Here is a 20,503-nt window from a genome sequence, read left to right as displayed (position 1 = left end):
AAATCTGCTGGTCTGCAAATTTGCCTTTGTATTTATTTGACAATCATCTTTTGAATAGCCACTCCGGTTTCTGATTTCAGATGAACCAGATAGGTTCCCGGTGGATAATTAACCTTCAGCTCATAGTTTCCGTTTTCTTTATCCAGTTTGAATGCATCCAGCTTTTTACCACTCATATCGAAAATAAGAATTTCTCCATTTTTAGCTTTATTAAAAATTAATTTTGCAGAGCCATTTTTAATGGGATTATCAGCAATCTGAAGAGATAGTTTGTTGGTAGCATTCACATCAGAAGTAGATAAAGTTCCGGCAGAATTTCCAAAAATTCTGAATTCTCCAGGCTGTAAAGTAATCGGAGCAATTGTAGAACTAATATTTGAAAAGGTATCATCCATCAAATTTTTCCATTGCCCAACGTAAGGGAAATAAGGAATTACATTTTGTACAGAAGTGGAATAATTGGCAAGAACAACTACATTTTTCATTCCGTTAATAGTGTTGTCATAGACATAGATTCTCGTGATCAATCCATCCGGATCGTTGGCCAGATTATTTGATTCTATACTGTATGTTTTTGATTTGAATACAGGGTTGGTATTTCTGATATCGATAATCTTCGACCAAGTATCATAAACTGCTTTTCTATTGGCATCAGTATCATATCCTAAGGTAAACGCTACAGGCTTTTCAGCAGTTCTACAGTCGTTGTTGATGCTTCCATCCGCACACCTGTTGATACTGAATTCATAGCCCAGTTCTCCAAACTGCCAGATCATTTTTGGACCGGGAATGGTAAAGAATGTTGCTCCGAATGTTTTCATTCTTTCTAAAGCCGTATTCAAGTTCTTCACACTGTAACTTCCATTAACAGCTCCATAAGCCAGGTTTTTAAACATCAGCCTTTCTTCATCATGACTCTCACCATATCCTACTGCACGCATTTCTGCAAAACCATGAAGATTGTAATTCATACGGTCGTAACTGCTGTTTTCTTTATATCCCATTGTATTCTGATTATAGGGTTCTGTCTGTTTATTCCAAAGCATTACTCCTTTTCCTTCCGCTACTCTATAATTTGCCCATTGCTGTTCTTCCTGATCTGTTCCCAGATGTTCAAATATCATATAAGAATTAGGGTCAATTGCCCATTGTTTATCTGCATAATTCTTCATAATATCCACTCTATCCTGCTGATAGGCATTGGTACAGTTTTCATCGTTTTCAGAACAGTTTTGGGTGAAACCTTTCGTTAAATCCCAACGGAATCCATCAATATGATATTCTGTAAGCCACTGCTGAAGACATCTTTCAACGTAATATTGAGTTGAAGGACTTGTATGGTTAAAATCATTAAAAACATTATAAGAATGTTTCGGAACCTGATTAAAATAAGGGTTATTAGCTGCCACATCACCGTAACCATCACCGTCCGGATCTATATTCCAAAGTCTCGCCAAGGGAGAACGTCCTGTTGCATGGTTAAAAGCGACATCAAGAATGACAGCAATCCCATTCTGATGGCACAGATCAACAAATTCTTTGAATTTCTCCGGCGTTCCATAAGCTTTATCTAAAGCATAATGAAAAGAAGTATTGTATCCCCATGAAAGGTTTCCGTCAAATTCCATAATCGGAAGCAATTCAATGGCATTGATCTTTAAGTTTTTTAAATAAGAGATTTTGTTGATCAGAGACTGCCAGTTTTTTTCCTGTGTAAAATCTCTTAGCAGCAGTTCATACACCACAAGATCTTCCTTTGCGGGTCTTTGAAAATTGGTCGCCTGCCAGTTGTAAGGAGTCTGCCCTGTTTTGAATGTTGAAACTTCAAAGCCCTGTCCGGCTGGAAATGCAGGAAGATTAGGATAAGTGGAAGCTGAGATCCACTGATCATCATAAGAAGATAAAATCTGAGAAGAATAAGGATCAGCTACTTTTCTCAAATCATTAGTCCTGTACTGAAATGTATAAAGCTGCTGTGGGGTCAATCCGTTCAGCTCTATCCAGTAAAGATCCGGGTTGGCAGTATCCCGTTTCATCAGGTAGGTATCATTCACCACCCAGTTATTGAAACTTCCGATCACGTGAATAAAGTTTTTGTGAGGTGCATAAAGAGCTAATCCAACTTTAGTCTGATCTGCCGGATCATAATTTATTCCCTGTCTGATCCAGTTCGGAATGGCTTCAGAAAACACATTTCTGGGAACCTGCAACATGAATGTCGCATTTTTAGAAAGGCTTCCTTCCATAGCAACAAGTTCCATATTACTATCCTCTGAAACTATATAATTGTAAGAATAAGACTGAGAGGGTGTAGATGTAGAGTTGACTACTGTTCCGTTGGCTTTAAGCTGGAAAGTAGCATTCACATTCGTTGTTGCAGTGATATTGATTGAATTTCCTGCTGGAACTGTTGTAAGGCTATTTGCTGTAGGATTGGTCAAACTTAAGTTCAGGACTCCTACATTGACAAAAATATCGGGTGAAGTCTGATGTAATCCGGTTTTATCTTTTAATAAAAATCCAAACCTTCCGATTCCTGTTCTTCCAAAAAAAGCAGTAGGCGTCAATGTCAGAGAATAGGTATCTGTTACATTATTATAAGTAAGCTTATTTAATTCATTAGAATTATTCCAGCTTCCGTTGGTAGGACAATCCTGACTGTTCTGATAATTGGTATCGAATGACCAGGACCAGATATAAATTGAATTATTGGTAACTCCCCAGGCTGATTCATCTATCTGATCACCGGGAACTGTAAGGGTAACTGTATCTGTTTCATTAAACGGATTGGGTGAAATCGTATAGTTAATCTGCCCAAAAACAACCATTGTAATGAATAGTAAAACAACGGAATAGAAATTTTTCATATCTTTATTTTTATCGAATATAATATTAATTTTTCTTCACCATGAGGAATTTATTCTATTTTAAGGAAAGAAATATCAGTAAATCATAAAAAAGGCCCGTGAAAAAATTCCATGAGCCTTTCAATAAAAGTAATTGTAATGAACTATTGTATGTAACGGAAATCAATCAGATATATTGATTTAAACGTTAAAAAAAATTAATTTTTCATAATTTTCTTTACCACAGATTCTCCGTTCTTTAATTTTAATTCTATCATATATAAGCCTGAGGGAAGATTATTCATATCGATCTGATTATTTGAAAACGAATTTCCTAAACTCTGCCCAACGGCATTGATTATCTTTATTCCTTCAATTACAGAATCACTTTTAACGGTAAGGATCCCTTTTACCGGGTTTGGGAAAACCTCAACAGTCTTTTTCTTGAGATTGATATCTGAAGTTCCTAATTCTGATGCTAGTTTCATACATCTTACTGAAGCCCCCTGTCCTCTTGGAGCTCCTGCAGAGGCATTCGTCACCGTAGTTCCTATATACAGATATTTTCCTCCAATTCCCGTAGGAGTAGAACTCCAGAAGTATCCTTTTTGCCCGGCAGAAGTAAAACCTCCATCTGAGGAACCACGAAAACCTCCCATTGGTAATTTCAAATTCCCATCATAGGCTTTTGAAGGTGAGTGAATTCCCTCTGCCTGAACAATATCTGCCCAATCTGCCTGGGTAGGTAATCTCCAGCCATCACCCATTGCCATACATGGATCAACTCCAACAGTCTCTGTTATTTCTGAGAACCCCGTACCTGTCCATTGATCACTAAGTCCATTCGTTGACCACCACGCAGGAGATCCTGTAATAAAAGAACTTCCCTGTAAGCCATCCGGAGAATTGACAGAAGGAGCTGAGGTTATGGAAGATGTTCGCAACTGATGCCCGTCATCCCATCTTCCCCATTGAAACAGATCTCCGTATGATTTTTCGTCATCCATAGATTCTGCAACTCTTTCACTTCCTAAGTTTTGCTGAAGCCAGATATTTCCATCCGCTGACCTTACTGTAGTATAAATGATTGCTTGCCCATGATAAGTAAAACTCACACACCCAATATCGCCAGGATTACCTCCAGGATTCGTATTAGTACAGGTTTGCTGGGCATTCAATGCACTTCCTGTCAACAGCAATATCCCTATTCCCAGATTTCGCACTGCAAAATATAAATCTTCAATCATTAATATTATTTTTATTTATTCTAAATTTAATTTTGCACAAAAGTACCTTACGTAATTAATTCCGGGTTATCATTTCCCAACTTTTAGTTATCCTATGAAGCGTGCTTTAAGTGGTACTATGGCTGTAAAAGAGTGTTGTATGGGGAATCAACCGAAAAATGAAATTGTGTTCAGTTCTGAAAACATTGAAATCGTCGTTCAGAACGCACCAAAGGCAGAAAGGTTTCCAAAAACGGACCTTTTAGAAAGGACATCAGGTTTCAATCTCCTTTTTTTATTAAGTCCGGATATTCATCTAAAGGCTCATAACTGTGCTGAAGCATTCTTATTTAACAAGAATCAGTATATTCTTTACTATTCACCTCAGAAAAGTAAGGCAGAAATATGGACAGATAGTGATAAGCAACTGAAATACCTTCATATTCAGCTTCAATATCAATATATTTCAAATCTTATCAACCCGAAATCTAACAGAGAAGGTGAGGAAATTCTGAAAAACATGATCCATAATCACTTTATCTTTCTTCAGGAAACTACACCTCCTACCATGACTGTTGAAATGCATATCATTGTAAAGGAGATATTAAGCTATTCTAAAAAGGGAGTGATGCAGAAACTATTCATTGAAGCAAAGATCATCAAGCTCCTTATCCTCATTTTTGAACAGTTCAATGAAGAAAACAGAATGGAGGCAACTTCAAAAACTCCCGAAATGATAAAAAGATTCATTGATGAAAATTATTACCGGAATATAAAAGCAGAAGAAATCGGAAAGCTGATCGGTATGAATCAAAACCTTATCAGAAAGGAATTTAAAGCGGAATATCACACAACGATTGCCCATTACATTTCTGAACTCAGGATGCTGAAAGCCCGAAAACTTATTACAGACAAAGACATTATGATAAAAGAGATTGCCATTGAATGCGGCTATGAATACCTACAGAATTTCACCAGGGCCTTTAAAAAGAAGTTTGGAATATCACCGAAACATCTTAGAAACAATAAATAGAAAAACCGCTTAAAAAAATTAAGCGGTTTATATATGTTGTTTTGCTTTGATATTACTTTTTCAGAATTCAGGTGAAAAAGCAATGACAATCAATTAATGATGATGTCCGTGATCGTGAAGGAAAGGTCCGTTTCCTTTAGGCTGGCTATAGATAGTCTCTACACCTTCCTGCTCAGTAATAAGCTTTCTTCTGATATCTTCAGGATCGAAAGGCTTCACTTTTCCGAAGTACTCTTTCAAACCTTCAGTTAGCCACATTGGGATTACTAATCCGAAGAACATAAAAATACACCAGAACCCTACTAAAAACATAGTAATGAAAAATACTGTCCAAAGGAACTGGTAGAACGGCCAAAATGCTGATAAAATAGTTATCATTCTCTTAAAGATTTTAGGCAAAAATAAAGCTTTTTTCTTTTTTACACAAAAGATACAGGCTCTATTTTTTAATTTATTTTAATTCTATATAGATTTCAAGCCTATGAAACAGGAGATTTAAGACTTATACAACATCTTATATCTCCACTCTCAAGGTCTTTTTATTCTGATTAATGGGCAAGGTCAGCGAAGAAATCATTTCCTTTATCATCAGTAATGATGAACGCCGGGAAGTCTTTTACTTCGATTTTTCTTACTGCTTCCATTCCCAGTTCAGGGAAGTCTACTACATCTACAGATACAATATTATCTTTTGCCAGGATAGCTGCAGGTCCACCGATAGATCCAAGGTAAAACCCTCCGTATTTGTTACAGGCATCAGCAACATCTTTGCTTCTGTTTCCTTTTGCCAGCATAATCATACTTCCCCCATGACTCTGGAACTCATCCACATACACGTCCATTCTTCCTGCTGTAGTAGGTCCGAAACTTCCTGAAGCCATTCCTTCCGGTGTTTTTGCCGGCCCTGCATAATAGATTGGGTGGTTTTTGAAATATTCCGGCATTGGTTTCCCACTGTCGAGGATTTCTTTAATCTTAGCGTGAGCAATATCTCTTGCTACGATCAATGTTCCGTTAAGTTTTAATCTCGTCTTAATAGGATATTTTGAAAGCTCAGCCAGTATTTCAGGCATTGGCTTATTCAGATTAACTTCAACCGCTTCTTCAAGATGTGGTGGTGTAGCTGGTAAAAATCTTTTTGGATCCTCCTCCAATTGTTCAAGGAAGATACCCTCTTTTGTAATTTTTCCTTTGATATTTCTATCTGCTGAACAAGAAACGCCCATTCCTACCGGACAAGAAGCAGCGTGTCTAGGAAGTCTGATCACTCTTACATCATGTGTAAGATACTTTCCACCAAACTGTGCTCCGATAGCACTTTCCTGGCAGATCTTCTGAACTTTGGCTTCCCATTCAAGATCTCTGAATGCCTGGCCTGCTTCATTACCTTCAGTTGGAAGGTTGTCATAATATTTTGCAGAAGCTTTTTTTACAGTGGCAAGGTTAGCCTCAGCTGAAGTTCCTCCAATCACTAATGCTAAGTGATAAGGTGGGCAGGCAGCTGTTCCAAGATCTGAAATCTTTTCTTTGACGAATTCTTCCAGAGATTTCTCGTTCAGTAAAGATTTAGTCTTTTGATACAAGAAAGTTTTATTTGCAGAACCTCCCCCTTTTGTTAGGAATAAGAATTCGTAATAATCTCCTTTTTTAGCATAGATATCGATCTGTGCCGGAAGGTTTGATCCTGAGTTTTTCTCGTCAAACATCGTTAAAGGAACAACCTGAGAATATCTTAAGTTTCTTTTTTGGTAAGTATTGTAGATTCCACGGCTTAAGAATTCACCATCATCCACTCCTGTGTATACATTTTCTCCTTTTTTACCCATTACAATTGCTGTTCCTGTATCCTGGCAAGAAGGAAGTGCTCCTTCTGCAGCTACTGCAGCATTTTGTAACAAGTTATACGCAACGAATCGGTCATTGTCGGTAGCTTCAGGATCATCAATGATTCTTTTAAGGCTTTCCAGATGGGAAGAACGCAACATGAAAGAAACGTCTGCCATAGCTTCTTCAGCCAATAGTTCCAATCCTTTTGGGTCAACTGTTAAAATTTCTCTGTCACCCAGTTTTTCAACCTTTACATAATCTGATGTAAGCTTTTTATACACCGTATCATCTTTCTGAATTGGATACGGATCCTGATATCTAAAGTCCATTCAATTTTTTGTTTGTACAAAAATACGGCTTCCTTTAAAAAAAGATGAGCAAAATCAGTCATTAAAATTGATATTTATAATGATTATAAATTGTGAGTTTTTGAGTTTATAAGTACCTTTATGCTAACCCAATAATGAACCTATAAAAAGGTAAAAATGGCTTCAGAAGTAAAAAGACTATAAAATTTCAACCACAATGAATTACAGAATAGAAAAAGACACCATGGGAGAAGTGCAGGTACCTGCAGATAAGCTTTGGGGTGCACAGACAGAACGTTCAAGAAATAATTTTAAAATTGGTCCTGAAGGATCTATGCCTCACGAGATTATTGAAGCTTTTGCTTATTTAAAGAAAGCAGCAGCCTATACCAATGCTGATCTGGGAGTGCTTCCTTCCGAAAAAAGAGATATGATCGCTAAAGTTTGTGACGAAATCCTTGAAGGAAAACTGAATGATCAGTTTCCTTTGGTCATCTGGCAGACCGGTTCGGGAACGCAGTCCAACATGAATGTGAATGAGGTGGTTTCCAACCGCGCCCATGTTAACAATGGCGGAAGTTTGGGAGAAAAATCTGAAATTCACCCGAATGATGATGTGAATAAATCTCAGTCATCCAATGACACTTACCCAACAGCCATGCATATTGCTGCTTATAAAAAAGTAGTAGAGGCAACCATTCCGGCGGTTGAAAAATTAAAAAATACCCTTGCTGAAAAATCCCAAGCCTTCAAAGATGTGGTAAAAATCGGAAGAACTCACCTGATGGATGCGACTCCACTTACATTGGGACAGGAATTCTCCGGTTATGTTGCCCAATTGGAATTTGGATTAAGAGCTTTAAAAAATACCCTGCCCCACCTTTCTGAGCTTGCATTGGGAGGTACCGCAGTAGGCACAGGTTTAAATACCCCGAATGGTTATGATGTAAAGGTTGCTGAATATATTGCAAAATTCACCAATCATCCTTTTATCACTGCAGAGAATAAATTTGAAGCATTAGCCGCACATGATGCGATCGTTGAAAGCCATGGTGCTTTAAAACAACTTGCCGTTTCTTTATTCAAGATCGCTCAGGATATCAGACTATTAGCATCGGGGCCACGTTCCGGAATCGGAGAGATCCATATTCCTGAAAATGAGCCGGGATCATCCATCATGCCCGGAAAAGTAAACCCTACTCAAAATGAGGCTCTGACAATGGTTTGTGCTCAGGTTCTAGGAAATGACACTGCCATTTCATTTGCCGGAACTCAAGGGAATTATGAGCTGAATGTTTTCAAACCGGTAATGGCCTACAACTTCTTACAGTCTGCACAACTTATTGCTGATGCATGTATTTCATTCAATGACCACTGTGCTGTAGGTATTGAACCAAATCATGAGAGAATTAAAGAGCTTGTAGATAAATCTTTAATGCTGGTAACGGCCTTAAATACTCATATCGGATACGAAAATGCTGCAAAAATTGCGAAGACTGCTCACAAAAACGGCACAACTTTAAAAGAAGAAGCTATTAATCTTGGTCTTCTAACTGCTGAACAGTTTGATGAATGGGTAAAACCTGAAGATATGGTAGGAAGCTTGAAATAATTTTAGAAACATAGATTAAATACCAAAACGCCCCGGAATTTTCCGGGGCGTTTTCTTTATTTTGATTAAGGCTATCCTATTAATTCTTTTGCCTGGGCAAGAGCTGCTTCAGTAATTTTACTTCCTGAAAGCAACTGAGCAATTTCATTCAGCTTTTCTTCATCACTTAAAGAAATGATGGTAGATTGGGTTTTCCCTGCAATATCCTGTTTTACCACTTTGTAATTATCATTTCCTTTGGCTGCAACCTGTGCTAGGTGAGAAATAACGATCAGCTGCATATCTTCAGACATTTCACGCATAAGATTTCCAATTTCTTCTGCTACTTTTCCAGAAACACCGGTATCAATTTCGTCCAAAATCAATGTTGGTAATTCATCACTTTCTGCAATGATCTTTTTCACCGCCAACATTACCCTTGATCTTTCTCCTCCGGAAATGGCTGTTTGGATCGGTTTTAAAGGAAATCCTGAGTTCGCCTGGAATAAAAGCTGAATATTTTCCTTTCCAAATTGGTTAAATTCTTCTGCATCCTGCAATTCTATATCAACTCTGGCTTTTTCAAGTCCCAGCTTTTTAAGTAATCCTTCTGCTTTTTTGATGAAGACAGGAACATTTTTCTTTCTGTTTTTGGAAAGCTTTTCAGCAAGAACCTGAAGGGATTTTTCTTTCTCAGCAATATTTTCTTCGGTTTCAATGATCTGTGCTTCCAACTCTGAAGCTCCTCTTTGATCTCCTGCCAGTTCATTTCTGATTTCGATCAGTTCATTGATATCTGAAACATTATGTTTAAGGAATAAAGCATTGATCTTATTATTCAGCTCAGTAAGAACAAGAAGGTTTTCCGGATTGATCTCCAGTTTTTCTGCTTCATGTTCAAGTTCAGAAATGATATCTTTCAAGTCTACAAATGAAGTTTCAAGTCTTTGATCCAGCTCAGCAAAACTGGTGGAAATACCTGCAATTTTGGAAAGTTTAGCTTTTGCCTCATTGAAAAATGAAAGAATTCCTATTTCTTCCTGATGAAACCTCGAAAGAATCTGGCCTACATTTTCAGAAATCATCCCTGCATTTTCCTGAATGGATAACTGATTTTGAATATCTTCATAATCTACATCATCAAGCTTCAATTCTTCAAGCTCGTTGAGTAAGAAATCTTTATAGTCACTTTCTTTATTGGTCTCTGAAAGTTGTGTTTTCAGCTTTTTAAGTAAGGTATTAAGATTCTGGAATGCTGAAAATGCCTGTTGATAATCATCGATAATTTTTTTATTTTCAGAAAGCCCGTCTATAATTTTAAACTGATATTCTGAAGTAAAAAGATTGGAAGTTTCAAACTGGGAATGAATATCAATTAACTGAGAAGACAGCTCTTTCAGGATATCCAGTGTTACCGGTACATCATTGATAAATGCCCGGGATTTCCCTGATGGCAATATTTCTCTTCTGATGATGGTTTGCAGTTCATAATCCAGATCGTTCTCAATAAAGAATTTCTTGAATTGATTGTTCAACGCAAACTCCGTTTCTACAACACTTTTTTCTTCTGCTTTTGATATGGATTTCACATCTGCTCTTTCTCCCAGAATAAGACGCAGCGCACCCAGAATGATGGATTTTCCAGCTCCGGTTTCTCCGGTAATTACCTGAAGACCGTTATTTAATGATACATCAAGGGTATCAATCAGGGCAAAATTCTTAATGTAAATTCTTGAAAGCATGGATAAACGACGGGTTACTTTAAATGCAAATATAGAACTTTAGAAGTCAGTATTCAATATCTAAGAATAGCAAATCCTGTGAAATTTTTAAATCTCCATATTGAAACAGGGAAAACCTGAATCAGTCTCAAAAGTCCGGAGATAATATTGTTTGTATTTATGGAATTTAATTTGACATACAGTTTTTAGCATCTTAGCTCATATTCTTAAGGAAAGAATATATATCCACGAAATATCTTAGCTTCCTAAAATAAAACGTTTGAATCATCCTTCTTTTGCAGTTGATCCAGAAACCTTACCATTAGAGATCCTGAAACAACAATCTTACCTACCTAATAAACATATTAAAAAAGTAATCCTTAAAGCTATTTGAGGCCCTTGAGGATTACTTTTAAGAATTACAGCCAACGACGGATACAATTCCTGTCTTTATATAGCATGATTGAGATCACGTCCATGCATCTCAATACAAGATTTTAAACCATGCAGGTACAATCTCTGTTAGGAGGATAATACCCTACACATGTTCTTACACCGTCTTGAGTTGCCCACATGCAGCAGCCACTACATCCATATGAGATTGGGCCACTACCTAGAATGTTTTTTTGCTGATCTCTGGTTAATTTTTGTACTTTGATTTTAGATTTCATAATATTAGGATTTGGTAACAATTAAGTATTATAATAACAAATATAGAAAACAATATCAAATACGCATAAAAAATAAAAATCTTTACCCTATAAAAACAATAAATCTATTTCATGCATCCCTCTTCGCACAGCAGAGATTCTATGACTTCCATTTATTCCACTTACCATCAATATTTTTTGGCGAAAGAATAATCATGGTCTGCTTCAGATCATTAAGAATAAGCCCACCATTGTTTCCGGAATTGAAAACATTGAAGATCTCATCACTCTTTGTATCCATGAAAAGATTGAAGAAAAATCCTTGCTGGAAAGAGTTTTCATATGTTTTAAGCTGCATCAGGCCATCAAAGATCACTTTTTTAGCAGGAGTCTGGTCCTGGCTGAAAAGATTATCCATTCCGGATCTGTGATAAGTATACATAGTAGATCTCAACTGGCTCCAGTTTGGATTCAGAATTTCGTTGATCAGTATGGTACGGCTTCTAGGTTCATTGACGGTATTCCAGCCATCATAATTTCTGTTCTGAGAATTCTGAGCGATCTGTTGAGCTTTTGAAAACCATTGAGTTCCTCCCATAGACTGGAAGCTGTCTGCATCATAGCCCAAAATAAGATAAATATAGAAGCTTATTACATCGGTAAGGTTTTTCCCGGAAAACTGTCTCTCATTGAAAATAAGGTTTTCATTTTCAATATATTCGAAACTGAACCTCTGATCCTGAAGATTCAGTAAAGGAGATTCATATGTTGTATTATACACCGGCCGTACTGCCTGTATTACAATGGTTCCCTTGAATTTGTTTACATCTCTTTCAGCAATGACAATGGAAAACCCACATTTGATCTTTTCAAAATTCTGTAATTTCTTTCCTGTCCAGCTGGTATTATTGATAAAATCTCTAAGGCTCTTTTCCAACGCTTTAAACGCCTGCTGGTTACTTCCTCCTATCTGCTGGGAGTTCACCTGAACGGTTGCTAACAACTCCTGGGAAAAACCAAGATTACAGATAAATAACAGAAAAAATAAACTTATAATTTTTTTCATTGTCTATTAAAAATTGAGAACGGAAATTTATTAAAATTATTTTAAAAGCTGAGATTCAACAAAGTTGAGAATATCTTTTGCCACTTCCCCTTTCGACTTCAGGTCAAATTCTCTTTTCTCTGTTTTGGTGAATATCTTGATTTTATTGGTATCGTTTTTAAAGCCTGCGCCTTCATCACGCAAAGAGTTCAGTACAATCATATCAAGATTTTTCTTTTCCAGTTTTCCTTTGGCGTTTTCTTCTTCATTCTGTGTCTCCAAAGCAAAACCTACCAGAAACTGATGGGTTTTATTCTCACCCATTGTTTTAAGAATATCAGGATTTTTCACCAATTCGATTGTAAGATTTTCATCATTTTTTTTAATCTTCTCTTTGGCAATATCCTTTGGTGCATAATCTGCTACCGCAGCACTTGCAATACCAATATCGATTTTATCATAAAATTCAAATACTTTGGCAAGCATTTCTTTTGCAGAGGTCACTTTATGCAGTTCTATGCTTTTATCGGTAAGGGTTTGAGAGCTTGGTCCCGAGATCAGAATAACCTTTGCCCCTCTTTTTGAAGCTTCTTCAGCTAAAGAGAATCCCATTTTTCCGGAAGAATGATTTCCGATGAACCTTACCGGGTCTATGGCTTCATAAGTAGGACCAGCAGTAATTAAAACCGTTTTTCCGTCAAGACTTTTCTCAACGGTATGAGCTGAAAAATAATTCTCCAGGGTACTAAAAATAGTTGCCGGCTCTGCCATTCTTCCCTGCCCGATCAGCCCACTTGCCAACTCTCCACTTTCAGCAGGAATGATAATATGTCCATAATCTTCTGCCAGTTCTAAGTTTTTCTTTGTGGAAGGATGTGCATACATATCCAGATCCATCGCCGGGGCAATAAACACCGGGCATTTTGCAGACATGTAGGTGGCGATAACAAGATTATCGCACATTCCGTGAATCATTTTGGATAAAGTATTGGCTGTACAGGGAGCCACGATCATCACATCTGCCCATAAAGCCAGTTCTACATGGCTGTTCCAGGTTCCGTTATCCCCATAAAAATCGGAATAAACAGGTTTTTTCGATAGAGTAGCCAAACTGAGTTTGGTTACAAAATGTTCTGCATCGGGGGTCATTATCACCTGTACTTCAGCTCCTTTTTTCACAAAGTCTCTTATCAGAAAGTGAGCTTTGTAAGCCGCAATTCCTCCAGAAACAGCGATCAGGATCTTTTTACCGGAAACACTCATTTAGCTTTAATTTTTTTGAAATACTAAAATACTTATTTTTTACCACAATCAGGGTTTAAAACACCAAAGGTCATAAAAGAACTTAATTCCTTTATGACCTTTGTTTATAAAAAGACAGATGATGATTACTTTCTTTCTTCTGTTTTTCTGAAATACACGTCTTCATTTAGCCACTCTTCAATAGCAATTGAAGTTGGCTTAGGAAGTTTTTCGTAATGCTTAGAGATCTCAATCTGTTCTCTGTTTTCGAAAACTTCTTCTAATGTAGAATTGTGAACGGCAAATTCATCTAATTTGTTGTGAAGTTCCGTACGGATCTCCGCATTGATCTGCTCTGCTCTCTTTCCCATGATAACAATAGCTTCATAGATTGAACCTACTTTATCTTCAATCTTATCTTTATCGTAAGTGATAGTATTTACTTCTGCTTTTGTATCTTTTACACTCATTTTGAGAAAATTATTTTTATTTTAAGATGGCAAATTTACGAATTATCTTTTAATTTTGAAAGTCGCTGCAGGTGGAGGGGTCTGAAGTGCTGCACTATCCCTCTGCATCTGCTTTGCCTGCTTTTCGTTGCTAATCTGATCTTTAATCTGCTGCTCTTTTTTATTCTGGCTTTCAAGCTTTTCAACCTCTTTTTTCTGTTTGGCAGTTAAAGTTGCAATTCTTGCTTCTGTTTCTTTTTTAACAACTACAAAATTTTGCTTTTCTTTTTCCAGTTTTACTCTCAGATCAGTTGCGGTCTTAGAGTATTCTGTATTAGGAATTTCTTTTTCAACCATTCTCACGTAAGTCAATGCGCTTTCAATACGCTCATCCTTAAGACTATAAACTGACTTTAATGCCAACTCATAACGTGACTTCATGATATAATCATAAATTTTCGGACGAAGTTTTGTACCCGGGAAATCTTCCAATACATTTTCCAAAGCAACATTAGCAGCTTTGTATTCTCCCATTTTAAAGTACTGTCTTCCGTTTTCATAAGCTTTGAACTCTAACTTGTATGAAAGCTCATCGATAAGCTGAGTAATATTTTTTGATCTTTCTGAATTCGGATAGTTATTCAGGAAGTCCTGAAGCTCATTGATCGCCAGTTCTGTACTCGACTGATCCAGGTTGTAATCCATAGATCCCTCATAGTAACATAATGCAGACATATAAGCCGCTTCTTCAGCTCTTGGGTCTTTTGGAAAGTTAACAGCAAAGTTTTTAAACTGATGCCCAGCCAGTTTGTAACTTTTATCATAGTAATTAGCATAAGCTGTATTGAAACCTACGTTAGGGAAATCATCCGTTCCTGCTACAAGGTTCGCAAGTCTGTCATAAAGAGCCAACGCATTTTTCCACTTTTTCTTGGCGAAGTTTTCATTGGCGGCTTTTAAGATAAAATCTTTATCAGCACTCTTCATTGCTCTTTCCTGCTGGCTAGCACATGATGCCATCACTGCTACAGCGAAAAGACCTAAAATATATTTTTTCATATAAAAAGTTCAACAGTTTTCGGATTATACAGCCGATTTACTAATTTGCAAAAATATAACTTTTTTGTCAATAGATTTTTTTTTATGAATATTTAACGTAATTTTAGTCTGCAGCGTATCCTAAAATTGCAAAAACACTTAATAAAAGATTCATTCTCACTTTCTTTTCAGCCTCTTTTGCATAGGCTTCTTCGTTTTTGCTTGGTACGTAAAGTTCATAAAAATTTTTATTCCGGATCACAAATAAGGTAGAACCAATAATCATCGTAAGAATATCTTCCGGCTTTGGTGTAAAAGTAAACACTCCGGAGGCTACTCCTTTTTTAATGACTTCATCCAGTTTTTTTACAAACAGCTGGTAAAAATCCAGCAATTCGTCTTTTAAATTCTCTGTATGGCGGAGTTCCTGAGTAACAAACCCATGAAAATAATTGTATTTGAACAGCTGGGAAACAATATATTTTATCATTTCGCGCATCTGCATTTCGGGCTTTCCTTCCTTAATGGTATCCGCAAATTCTGAAAAATTTTCCCTGGTCTTCAATACTCTATACTGATAGAGATAAGACATCATTTTCTCCTTGGAACCGAAGTAATAGGAGATCATAGCGACATTGATATTAGCCTTAGAGCAAATATCCCTTACAGAAGTTCCCTCGTACCCTTTCTTTGCAATCAATTCTTCTGCAATGTCCAGGATGTGAATCTGTTTTTCAGTAAATTTTTTTTTCATGAAGTGTACTTTGAGTAAAGTTAAGAAATTTTTAACACATTTATAAACGATCGTTTAATAATTTTATATTAATTCCAAATAGTCGTATTTTTGAATATGGAATTTTTTGATTTTCATCACCATAAAAAAAACATCAGAAATGGAATTTACAATTTGGATATTGAACAAATTCCACCGGACTTCCCTTATTCAATAGGAATTCACCCGAATGACATTGATATTGCGGATATAGACCATCAGATGGTATGGATGAAGGATATGATGTTTCAGAATTGTTTTGCCATTGGTGAATGTGGCCTGGATTCTTTGGTACCAACTGATCAGAAAATTCAGGAGGAAGTCTTTTTACAACAGATTAGGATTTCCAATGAAGTAAAGAAACCTGTTATTGTACACTGTGTCAGAAAATTTTACGAAGTGATTTCTTTTAAAAAAAAGGCGGAACAACCTATGATCATCCATGGTTTTAATAAAAAACGGCAAATTGCAGAGGATCTTCTGGCCAATAATTTTCATCTGAGTTTTGGAAAAGCTGTTTTGTATAATTTATCTTTGCAGGATATTTTAAAAACTACTCCCTTAGACAAATTCTTTTTAGAAACTGACAATGAAGATTTTGAGATCGAAGAATTGTACCTGAAAGTTTCGGAAATAAAAGGAATTTCTTTGGATGATCTCAACGAACAAATTTTAGAAAACTTACACACGATAAAAAATGGATAAATACTGGCTGGAAAGAACAGAACTTCTCATTAAGGAAGAAGGTTTGGAAAAATTGAACAAAGCAACTGTTCTTGTTGTAGGATTAGGAGGTGTTGGTTCCTTTGCTGCTGAATTTCTGGCTAGAGCCGGCGTAGGAAGTATGACAATAGTAGACGGTGATACTGTAGATATTACCAATGTAAACAGACAGCTCCCTGCTCTAAGGTCCACTGTTGGAAAACATAAAGTGGAAGTTGTTGCTGAAAGGCTGTTAGACATCAATCCAGATCTTAAATTAACTAAAATCAATGAGTTTCTGAATCCTGAAAGAATGGATGAAGTAATGGATTCTTCTCCATTTGATTATGTGCTGGATTGTATAGACAGTGTGACTCCAAAATTAAGCTTAATTATAGCTGCTAAAAGAAAAAAAATAAAAATAATAAGCTCAATGGGAGCTGGTGGAAAGACCGATCCAAGTAAGGTATTGGTGAGAGACATCAGCAAAACCGAGCATTGCCACCTTGCAAGACAGATAAGAAAAAGGCTGAGAAAAGTAAAAATCGACAAAGGGGTACGTTGTGTTTTTGCCAACGATATTCAGGATGAGGAAAGTCTGAAAATGACAGACGGAACCAATTATAAAAGATCTTTTTATGGAACAATCAGCTATATGCCTGCCATTTTTGGGCTTTATGCTGCTGCTGAAGTGATTAATCATTTACTGAAACAAGATTAATGCAGAATTCCAGATACCCCAGGGCGGAAAAGCTCAAAAAAAATACAGAGATCAGCTTGCTTTTTGAAAAGGGTAAGTGGAAAACTTCCGGAAATCTGAGAATTATTATTCTGAAAGACAAACCTACTCTCCCGGTAGAAAACGGAAAGCTTGGTGTTTCTGTTTCTAAAAGATATTTTAAAAAAGCTGTTCACAGAAACCGTATCAAGAGGTTACTGAGGGAATGTTATCGATTGAATAAAGATTTATTTAAAGAAGCTTTTGGAGAAAAGACTATGGCAATGCTGTTTTGGGTTTCTTCTGAGATGCCTCCAAAATTTCAGGAAGTGGAAGCACAATTTATCAGGCTCTGTGAAACGCAGAAAAAGTAATTTTAATCTGACGGATTATTCATTTAATTACTTATCTACAATAGAAATCTGTGAAAATCTGTAGTTAATATTTCTCACAGATTTCATTCTTCATTTATTTTTTCTCACCACTGACAACACAGATTGGCACAGATGATTACGGATACAAGTTTCTATAAAGTCTATATTTCACAGACTTTGCTGATTATTCAAATTTATTCTTGTGGAGCGTTTGAAGTGTATACTTCGTAACCCCATTCCCAAATCTCCCCTTACAATCCTTCAAATCTCGCATACTTTTTGTAATTTTATAGAAAACAATAAATCTGAAAATTAATATGTTAGATCAAGTTCCCTATCTTTCGTACGTCATCAGTGCATTCATTGGCATTGGATTGTCAGCAGCCACAGGCTTCAGGGTTTTTCTTCCCATGTTTGCCGTGAGTCTGGCGTCTTATTTTCACTGGATTCCAATGAATGAAAATTTTGAATGGCTTGCGGGCTTGCCCACATTAATCACCACAGGTATTGCGACAGTGGTTGAAATTCTGGCGTACTATATTCCTTTTATTGATCATTTACTGGATACGGTCTCCATTCCGATGGCTACAGTGGCCGGCTCTGTTTTATTTGCCAGTCAGTTTGCCGAACTGGGAACATTTCCGCAATGGGCCCTGGCTTTAATTGCGGGTGGAGGAACGGCAGCTACCATCAGCTCAGGTTTTGCAGGAATACGGGCTGCTTCTACGGCAACTACCGGTGGATTGGGTAATTCTGTAGTAGGAACTACCGAAACAGCAGGAGCTGGCATTATGACCATCCTTGCCATGGTAGCGCCTATTATAGCCGCTGTTCTGGCTATTATCTTATTGTTTTTGGTAATTGTCTATGGAAGGAAAGCATGGAGAAAACTTAGGAACAAAAAAGTGCCCTCAAATTAATATAAAAACAAAAGGTACAGCTTTTACTTCTGTACCTTTTATATTTTAGTTTTTACTTCTAAAGTCTTTGATCTCTTTAATTTTAGTTTCGAAATATTCTTTCTTCTCCGGATATTTTTTGATCAGTATTCCAAATGCTTTAATTGCTTTGGAGTATAGTTTCTGTTCAACATAAAGATTCGCCAATGTTTCAGTCATCAGGTGGGAAATATCATCATTCTTTTCTTTCACCACATAAGAGCTTTCTTCTTTTAACTGGCTGATTCTAGGATTGTTTTCAATAAAGTTTTCAATTGCCTTTTCTTTGATCTCCTCTTTTTCTTTTACAACTTCATCTACTCGGTCTATTTTCAACCAGCTTTGCCAGGTATTGATAAACCCCGGAACATTACTGTTAATTGAAGATTGGGCTGTATTTTCCGCTACTGTATCCTTCATTGATTCTCCTTTTGCAGGCTCTTCTTTCTTTTCCTTCTGTCCTTCTCCAACCTTCAGGCTCGAAATATCCGTACCAAAGAATGAAACATTCATCACAGGAACTTCTTCTTTCTTTTCCTGCGAAACCGTTTCAGGAACATCCTGTACCTCCTCTGAACTATCCTCAGATTTTTCTTCTGATAATTCCTGAGCTTCTTCTACAGCCGGCAAAATATCTTCAGCAGAAGGCTCTATTATTTCTTCCGTTTCTTCAACAGACTCTATATTTTTTGCTTCCGGCTCTACCACAGGGGCTTCTGTTGCTACAGGGATAGCTGTGGCAGGAACAACGGCTACTACAGGTTTATTAATCAAAGAATCAGGTATATGGGATTCCAGGCTCATAGGCTTCCAGGCTGTCTGAACTTCAGGAACGGACTCTTCTGCAACGTCTCTTTCCGGTTCCGGCTGTTCAATCGCTTCTTCATGTGGTTCTTCTTCTTTAACCTCTGCCTGTTCAGGGCTTTCTTCTCCTGTTGACCAGAAGTGGAAATTTTGAGTTTCCGCAAAACTTATCTCGTGATCTTCAGCAGCTTTCGGTTCTGTTTCTTCTTCCTGAGGAGCAGATTTGGTTTCCTTCATCTTTTTCTCAACCTCCTCAATCAGACGTCTCATTTCCTCCTCATGCTTATTTACATTAGGTAAAGGAACTTCAACTGTTTCAGCGATGCTATCATTAGTGGCCTGGATCTTAACATCCGGCAGGAATGCATCTGTTCCGTGGAAACTTAATTCGGTATCCGGTTCTTCTTTTTCAGTTTCATAAACTGGAATTTCCTCATCCGCAACGGCTTCAGCGTCCTCTTCTGAAACTTCAGCTATATTTTCTTTAACCTCTGCTTCTGTCAATAAGGATTCTGTCTCCTCAAAGCTTAGGCTGTTGTCTTCTTCTACTTTTTCTTCTATAGCTTCTGAGGTAATCTCATTTTCCTCAACAACCGTTTCCGATGTAAAGTTTTCTCCTGCATTCTCTTCTGTTCCCTGTTGTACCTCTTCTACTTCCTGTTGAATTGTCTCTTTTACTTCAGGTTCGGATTTTTGAGTGACCAATGTTCCTGACTCTAATGTAGATTCAAGATCAATTGTTTCAGCATTTTCCTCATCAAGGAAGTTTTCCTCACCTTCAAACAGAATTCTGTTTCTTTCTCCGTTTACATAGATATGCTGAACCTCCTGGTTTGTTGGCAATATGCATGTTTCCTTTTCTGCTACTGTTTTTACAGAAGACTCTGTTTCTTCTCTTTTTATTGGGAAACCCTTGACATTATAATTATATTTAACAGGCTTCTCAGCCACTATTACAGAGGGTTTCTCTTCAGTTACTTCCTGCTGAATCTTCCCGTTTATCAGTTGATAAAGAATTTTTTTATCAGTGGTATAAGCCGCTGTAATAGAAAGTTCTTTCTGATAATTTTCTTTCTCATACAGGTGTACTCCATACAGATGAAGCGCCCTGATATTTTGAATATAGGGAAATGCATGAATCTCTTCCTTCAAAAGGCCAAGGTCTTCTGACTGAATATTTTTTGGATTTTTTATTAATTCTAAAACTCTGGGATTCATC

18 protein-coding genes are annotated in these 20,503 nt (G+C 37.0%); 6 read left to right on the top strand and 12 right to left on the bottom strand.

The annotated features are described in order from the left end of the window. Positions 1-32 precede the first annotated feature (32 nt). Positions 33-2,867 carry an alpha-amylase family glycosyl hydrolase gene (locus tag DRF65_RS05970; RefSeq protein WP_115969729.1) on the bottom strand — a complete coding sequence of 945 codons (2,835 nt, stop codon included), beginning with the start codon at positions 2,865-2,867 and terminating at the stop codon, positions 33-35. 197 nt (positions 2,868-3,064) lie between these two features. Further along, positions 3,065-4,093: a T9SS type A sorting domain-containing protein gene (locus DRF65_RS05965; protein WP_115969727.1), complete on the bottom strand. Its 1,029-nt coding sequence runs from the start codon at positions 4,091-4,093 to the stop codon at positions 3,065-3,067. A 94-nt stretch (positions 4,094-4,187) separates the two neighbouring features. Between DRF65_RS05965 and DRF65_RS05960 the strand changes: the two genes are divergently transcribed. Further along, complete coding sequence (locus DRF65_RS05960; protein WP_115969725.1) at positions 4,188-5,105, top strand: AraC family transcriptional regulator; 918 nt, start codon at positions 4,188-4,190, stop codon at positions 5,103-5,105. 93 nt (positions 5,106-5,198) lie between these two features. On the opposite strand, the gene DRF65_RS05955 is transcribed toward DRF65_RS05960, so the two are convergent. Both DRF65_RS05955 and DRF65_RS05950 read right to left on the bottom strand, forming a co-directional pair. Next, entirely contained in the window at positions 5,199-5,483 is a 285-nt protein-coding gene (locus DRF65_RS05955; protein ID WP_181575077.1) for a hypothetical protein, read from the bottom strand. Positions 5,484-5,653: 170 nt separating this feature from the next. After that, positions 5,654-7,261 (bottom strand): fumarate hydratase, encoded by a 1,608-nt coding sequence (locus DRF65_RS05950; protein ID WP_115969723.1) that lies wholly within the window; start codon positions 7,259-7,261, stop codon positions 5,654-5,656. Positions 7,262-7,457: 196 nt separating this feature from the next. On the opposite strand from DRF65_RS05950, the gene fumC reads away from it, so the two are divergent. Further along, positions 7,458-8,852 carry a class II fumarate hydratase gene (gene fumC / locus DRF65_RS05945; RefSeq protein ID WP_115969721.1) on the top strand — a complete coding sequence of 465 codons (1,395 nt, stop codon included), beginning with the start codon at positions 7,458-7,460 and terminating at the stop codon, positions 8,850-8,852. Between the two features lie 71 nt (positions 8,853-8,923). On the opposite strand, the gene DRF65_RS05940 is transcribed toward fumC, so the two are convergent. From DRF65_RS05940 to DRF65_RS05915, 7 genes are all read right to left on the bottom strand, one after another. After that, a complete protein-coding gene (locus DRF65_RS05940) occupies positions 8,924-10,573 on the bottom strand; it encodes a DNA repair protein RecN (RefSeq protein WP_115969719.1) in 1,650 nt (549 codons plus the stop codon). Between the two features lie 476 nt (positions 10,574-11,049). Next, entirely contained in the window at positions 11,050-11,223 is a 174-nt protein-coding gene (locus DRF65_RS28390) for a hypothetical protein (RefSeq protein ID WP_165852180.1), read from the bottom strand. 139 nt (positions 11,224-11,362) lie between these two features. Next, complete coding sequence (porD, locus tag DRF65_RS05935) at positions 11,363-12,268, bottom strand: type IX secretion system protein PorD (RefSeq protein ID WP_115969717.1); 906 nt, start codon at positions 12,266-12,268, stop codon at positions 11,363-11,365. 36 nt (positions 12,269-12,304) lie between these two features. Next, the gene (gene coaBC / locus DRF65_RS05930; protein WP_115969715.1) at positions 12,305-13,510 is read right to left on the bottom strand and encodes a bifunctional phosphopantothenoylcysteine decarboxylase/phosphopantothenate--cysteine ligase CoaBC; all 1,206 of its coding nucleotides are present in this window, start codon (positions 13,508-13,510) and stop codon (positions 12,305-12,307) included. A gap of 125 nt (positions 13,511-13,635) precedes the next feature. Continuing rightward, positions 13,636-13,959, bottom strand: coding sequence for a DNA-directed RNA polymerase subunit omega (locus DRF65_RS05925; RefSeq protein ID WP_034681463.1), 324 nt, complete (start codon positions 13,957-13,959; stop codon positions 13,636-13,638). Positions 13,960-14,001: 42 nt separating this feature from the next. Next, entirely contained in the window at positions 14,002-14,997 is a 996-nt protein-coding gene (locus tag DRF65_RS05920; protein WP_115969714.1) for an outer membrane protein assembly factor BamD, read from the bottom strand. 103 nt (positions 14,998-15,100) lie between these two features. Then, positions 15,101-15,730, bottom strand: a complete 630-nt coding sequence (locus tag DRF65_RS05915; protein WP_066693165.1) for a TetR/AcrR family transcriptional regulator — start codon at positions 15,728-15,730, stop codon at positions 15,101-15,103. Between the two features lie 96 nt (positions 15,731-15,826). Between DRF65_RS05915 and DRF65_RS05910 the strand changes: the two genes are divergently transcribed. The 4 genes from DRF65_RS05910 to DRF65_RS05895 all read left to right on the top strand — a co-directional run bounded on the left by DRF65_RS05910 (position 15,827) and on the right by DRF65_RS05895 (position 18,462). Beyond that, positions 15,827-16,453: a TatD family hydrolase gene (locus tag DRF65_RS05910; RefSeq protein WP_115969713.1), complete on the top strand. Its 627-nt coding sequence runs from the start codon at positions 15,827-15,829 to the stop codon at positions 16,451-16,453. Continuing rightward, positions 16,446-17,171, top strand: a complete 726-nt coding sequence (locus DRF65_RS05905) for a tRNA threonylcarbamoyladenosine dehydratase (protein WP_115969712.1) — start codon at positions 16,446-16,448, stop codon at positions 17,169-17,171. Before DRF65_RS05910 ends, DRF65_RS05905 begins: the two co-directional genes overlap by 8 nt. Beyond that, positions 17,171-17,542 carry a ribonuclease P protein component gene (gene rnpA, locus DRF65_RS05900; protein ID WP_115969711.1) on the top strand — a complete coding sequence of 124 codons (372 nt, stop codon included), beginning with the start codon at positions 17,171-17,173 and terminating at the stop codon, positions 17,540-17,542. Before DRF65_RS05905 ends, rnpA begins: the two co-directional genes overlap by 1 nt. 317 nt (positions 17,543-17,859) lie before the next feature. Next, entirely contained in the window at positions 17,860-18,462 is a 603-nt protein-coding gene (locus DRF65_RS05895; RefSeq protein ID WP_115969710.1) for a DUF4126 domain-containing protein, read from the top strand. 45 nt (positions 18,463-18,507) lie between these two features. Here the strand turns inward: DRF65_RS05895 and DRF65_RS05890 are convergent, their stop codons facing one another. After that, positions 18,508-20,502: a hypothetical protein gene (locus DRF65_RS05890; RefSeq protein WP_115969709.1), complete on the bottom strand. Its 1,995-nt coding sequence runs from the start codon at positions 20,500-20,502 to the stop codon at positions 18,508-18,510. Position 20,503: the final 1 nt, after the last annotated feature.

The sequence above is a fragment of the Chryseobacterium pennae genome (genome assembly GCF_003385515.1).
Lineage (GTDB): Bacteria > Bacteroidota > Bacteroidia > Flavobacteriales > Weeksellaceae > Chryseobacterium > Chryseobacterium pennae.
This window is presented reverse-complemented; position numbering and strand designations above follow the sequence as displayed.

Bases quoted from the DNA above. Each gene is read 5' to 3' on its own strand.
- fumC (WP_115969721.1), top strand. From the start codon at position 7,458: ATGAATTACAGAATAGAAAAAGACACCATGGGAGAAGTGCAGGTACCT.
- DRF65_RS28390 (WP_165852180.1), bottom strand. From the start codon at position 11,223: ATGAAATCTAAAATCAAAGTACAAAAATTAACCAGAGATCAGCAAAAA.
- DRF65_RS05965 (WP_115969727.1), bottom strand. From the start codon at position 4,093: ATGATTGAAGATTTATATTTTGCAGTGCGAAATCTGGGAATAGGGATA.
- coaBC (WP_115969715.1), bottom strand. From the start codon at position 13,510: ATGAGTGTTTCCGGTAAAAAGATCCTGATCGCTGTTTCTGGAGGAATT.
- DRF65_RS05970 (WP_115969729.1), bottom strand. From the start codon at position 2,867: ATGAAAAATTTCTATTCCGTTGTTTTACTATTCATTACAATGGTTGTT.
- DRF65_RS05890 (WP_115969709.1), bottom strand. From the start codon at position 20,502: ATGAATCCCAGAGTTTTAGAATTAATAAAAAATCCAAAAAATATTCAG.
- DRF65_RS05920 (WP_115969714.1), bottom strand. From the start codon at position 14,997: ATGAAAAAATATATTTTAGGTCTTTTCGCTGTAGCAGTGATGGCATCA.
- porD (WP_115969717.1), bottom strand. From the start codon at position 12,268: ATGAAAAAAATTATAAGTTTATTTTTTCTGTTATTTATCTGTAATCTT.
- rnpA (WP_115969711.1), top strand. From the start codon at position 17,171: ATGCAGAATTCCAGATACCCCAGGGCGGAAAAGCTCAAAAAAAATACA.
- DRF65_RS05950 (WP_115969723.1), bottom strand. From the start codon at position 7,261: ATGGACTTTAGATATCAGGATCCGTATCCAATTCAGAAAGATGATACG.
- DRF65_RS05910 (WP_115969713.1), top strand. From the start codon at position 15,827: ATGGAATTTTTTGATTTTCATCACCATAAAAAAAACATCAGAAATGGA.
- DRF65_RS05940 (WP_115969719.1), bottom strand. From the start codon at position 10,573: ATGCTTTCAAGAATTTACATTAAGAATTTTGCCCTGATTGATACCCTT.
- DRF65_RS05925 (WP_034681463.1), bottom strand. From the start codon at position 13,959: ATGAGTGTAAAAGATACAAAAGCAGAAGTAAATACTATCACTTACGAT.
- DRF65_RS05915 (WP_066693165.1), bottom strand. From the start codon at position 15,730: ATGAAAAAAAAATTTACTGAAAAACAGATTCACATCCTGGACATTGCA.
- DRF65_RS05960 (WP_115969725.1), top strand. From the start codon at position 4,188: ATGAAGCGTGCTTTAAGTGGTACTATGGCTGTAAAAGAGTGTTGTATG.
- DRF65_RS05905 (WP_115969712.1), top strand. From the start codon at position 16,446: ATGGATAAATACTGGCTGGAAAGAACAGAACTTCTCATTAAGGAAGAA.
- DRF65_RS05955 (WP_181575077.1), bottom strand. From the start codon at position 5,483: ATGATAACTATTTTATCAGCATTTTGGCCGTTCTACCAGTTCCTTTGG.
- DRF65_RS05895 (WP_115969710.1), top strand. From the start codon at position 17,860: ATGTTAGATCAAGTTCCCTATCTTTCGTACGTCATCAGTGCATTCATT.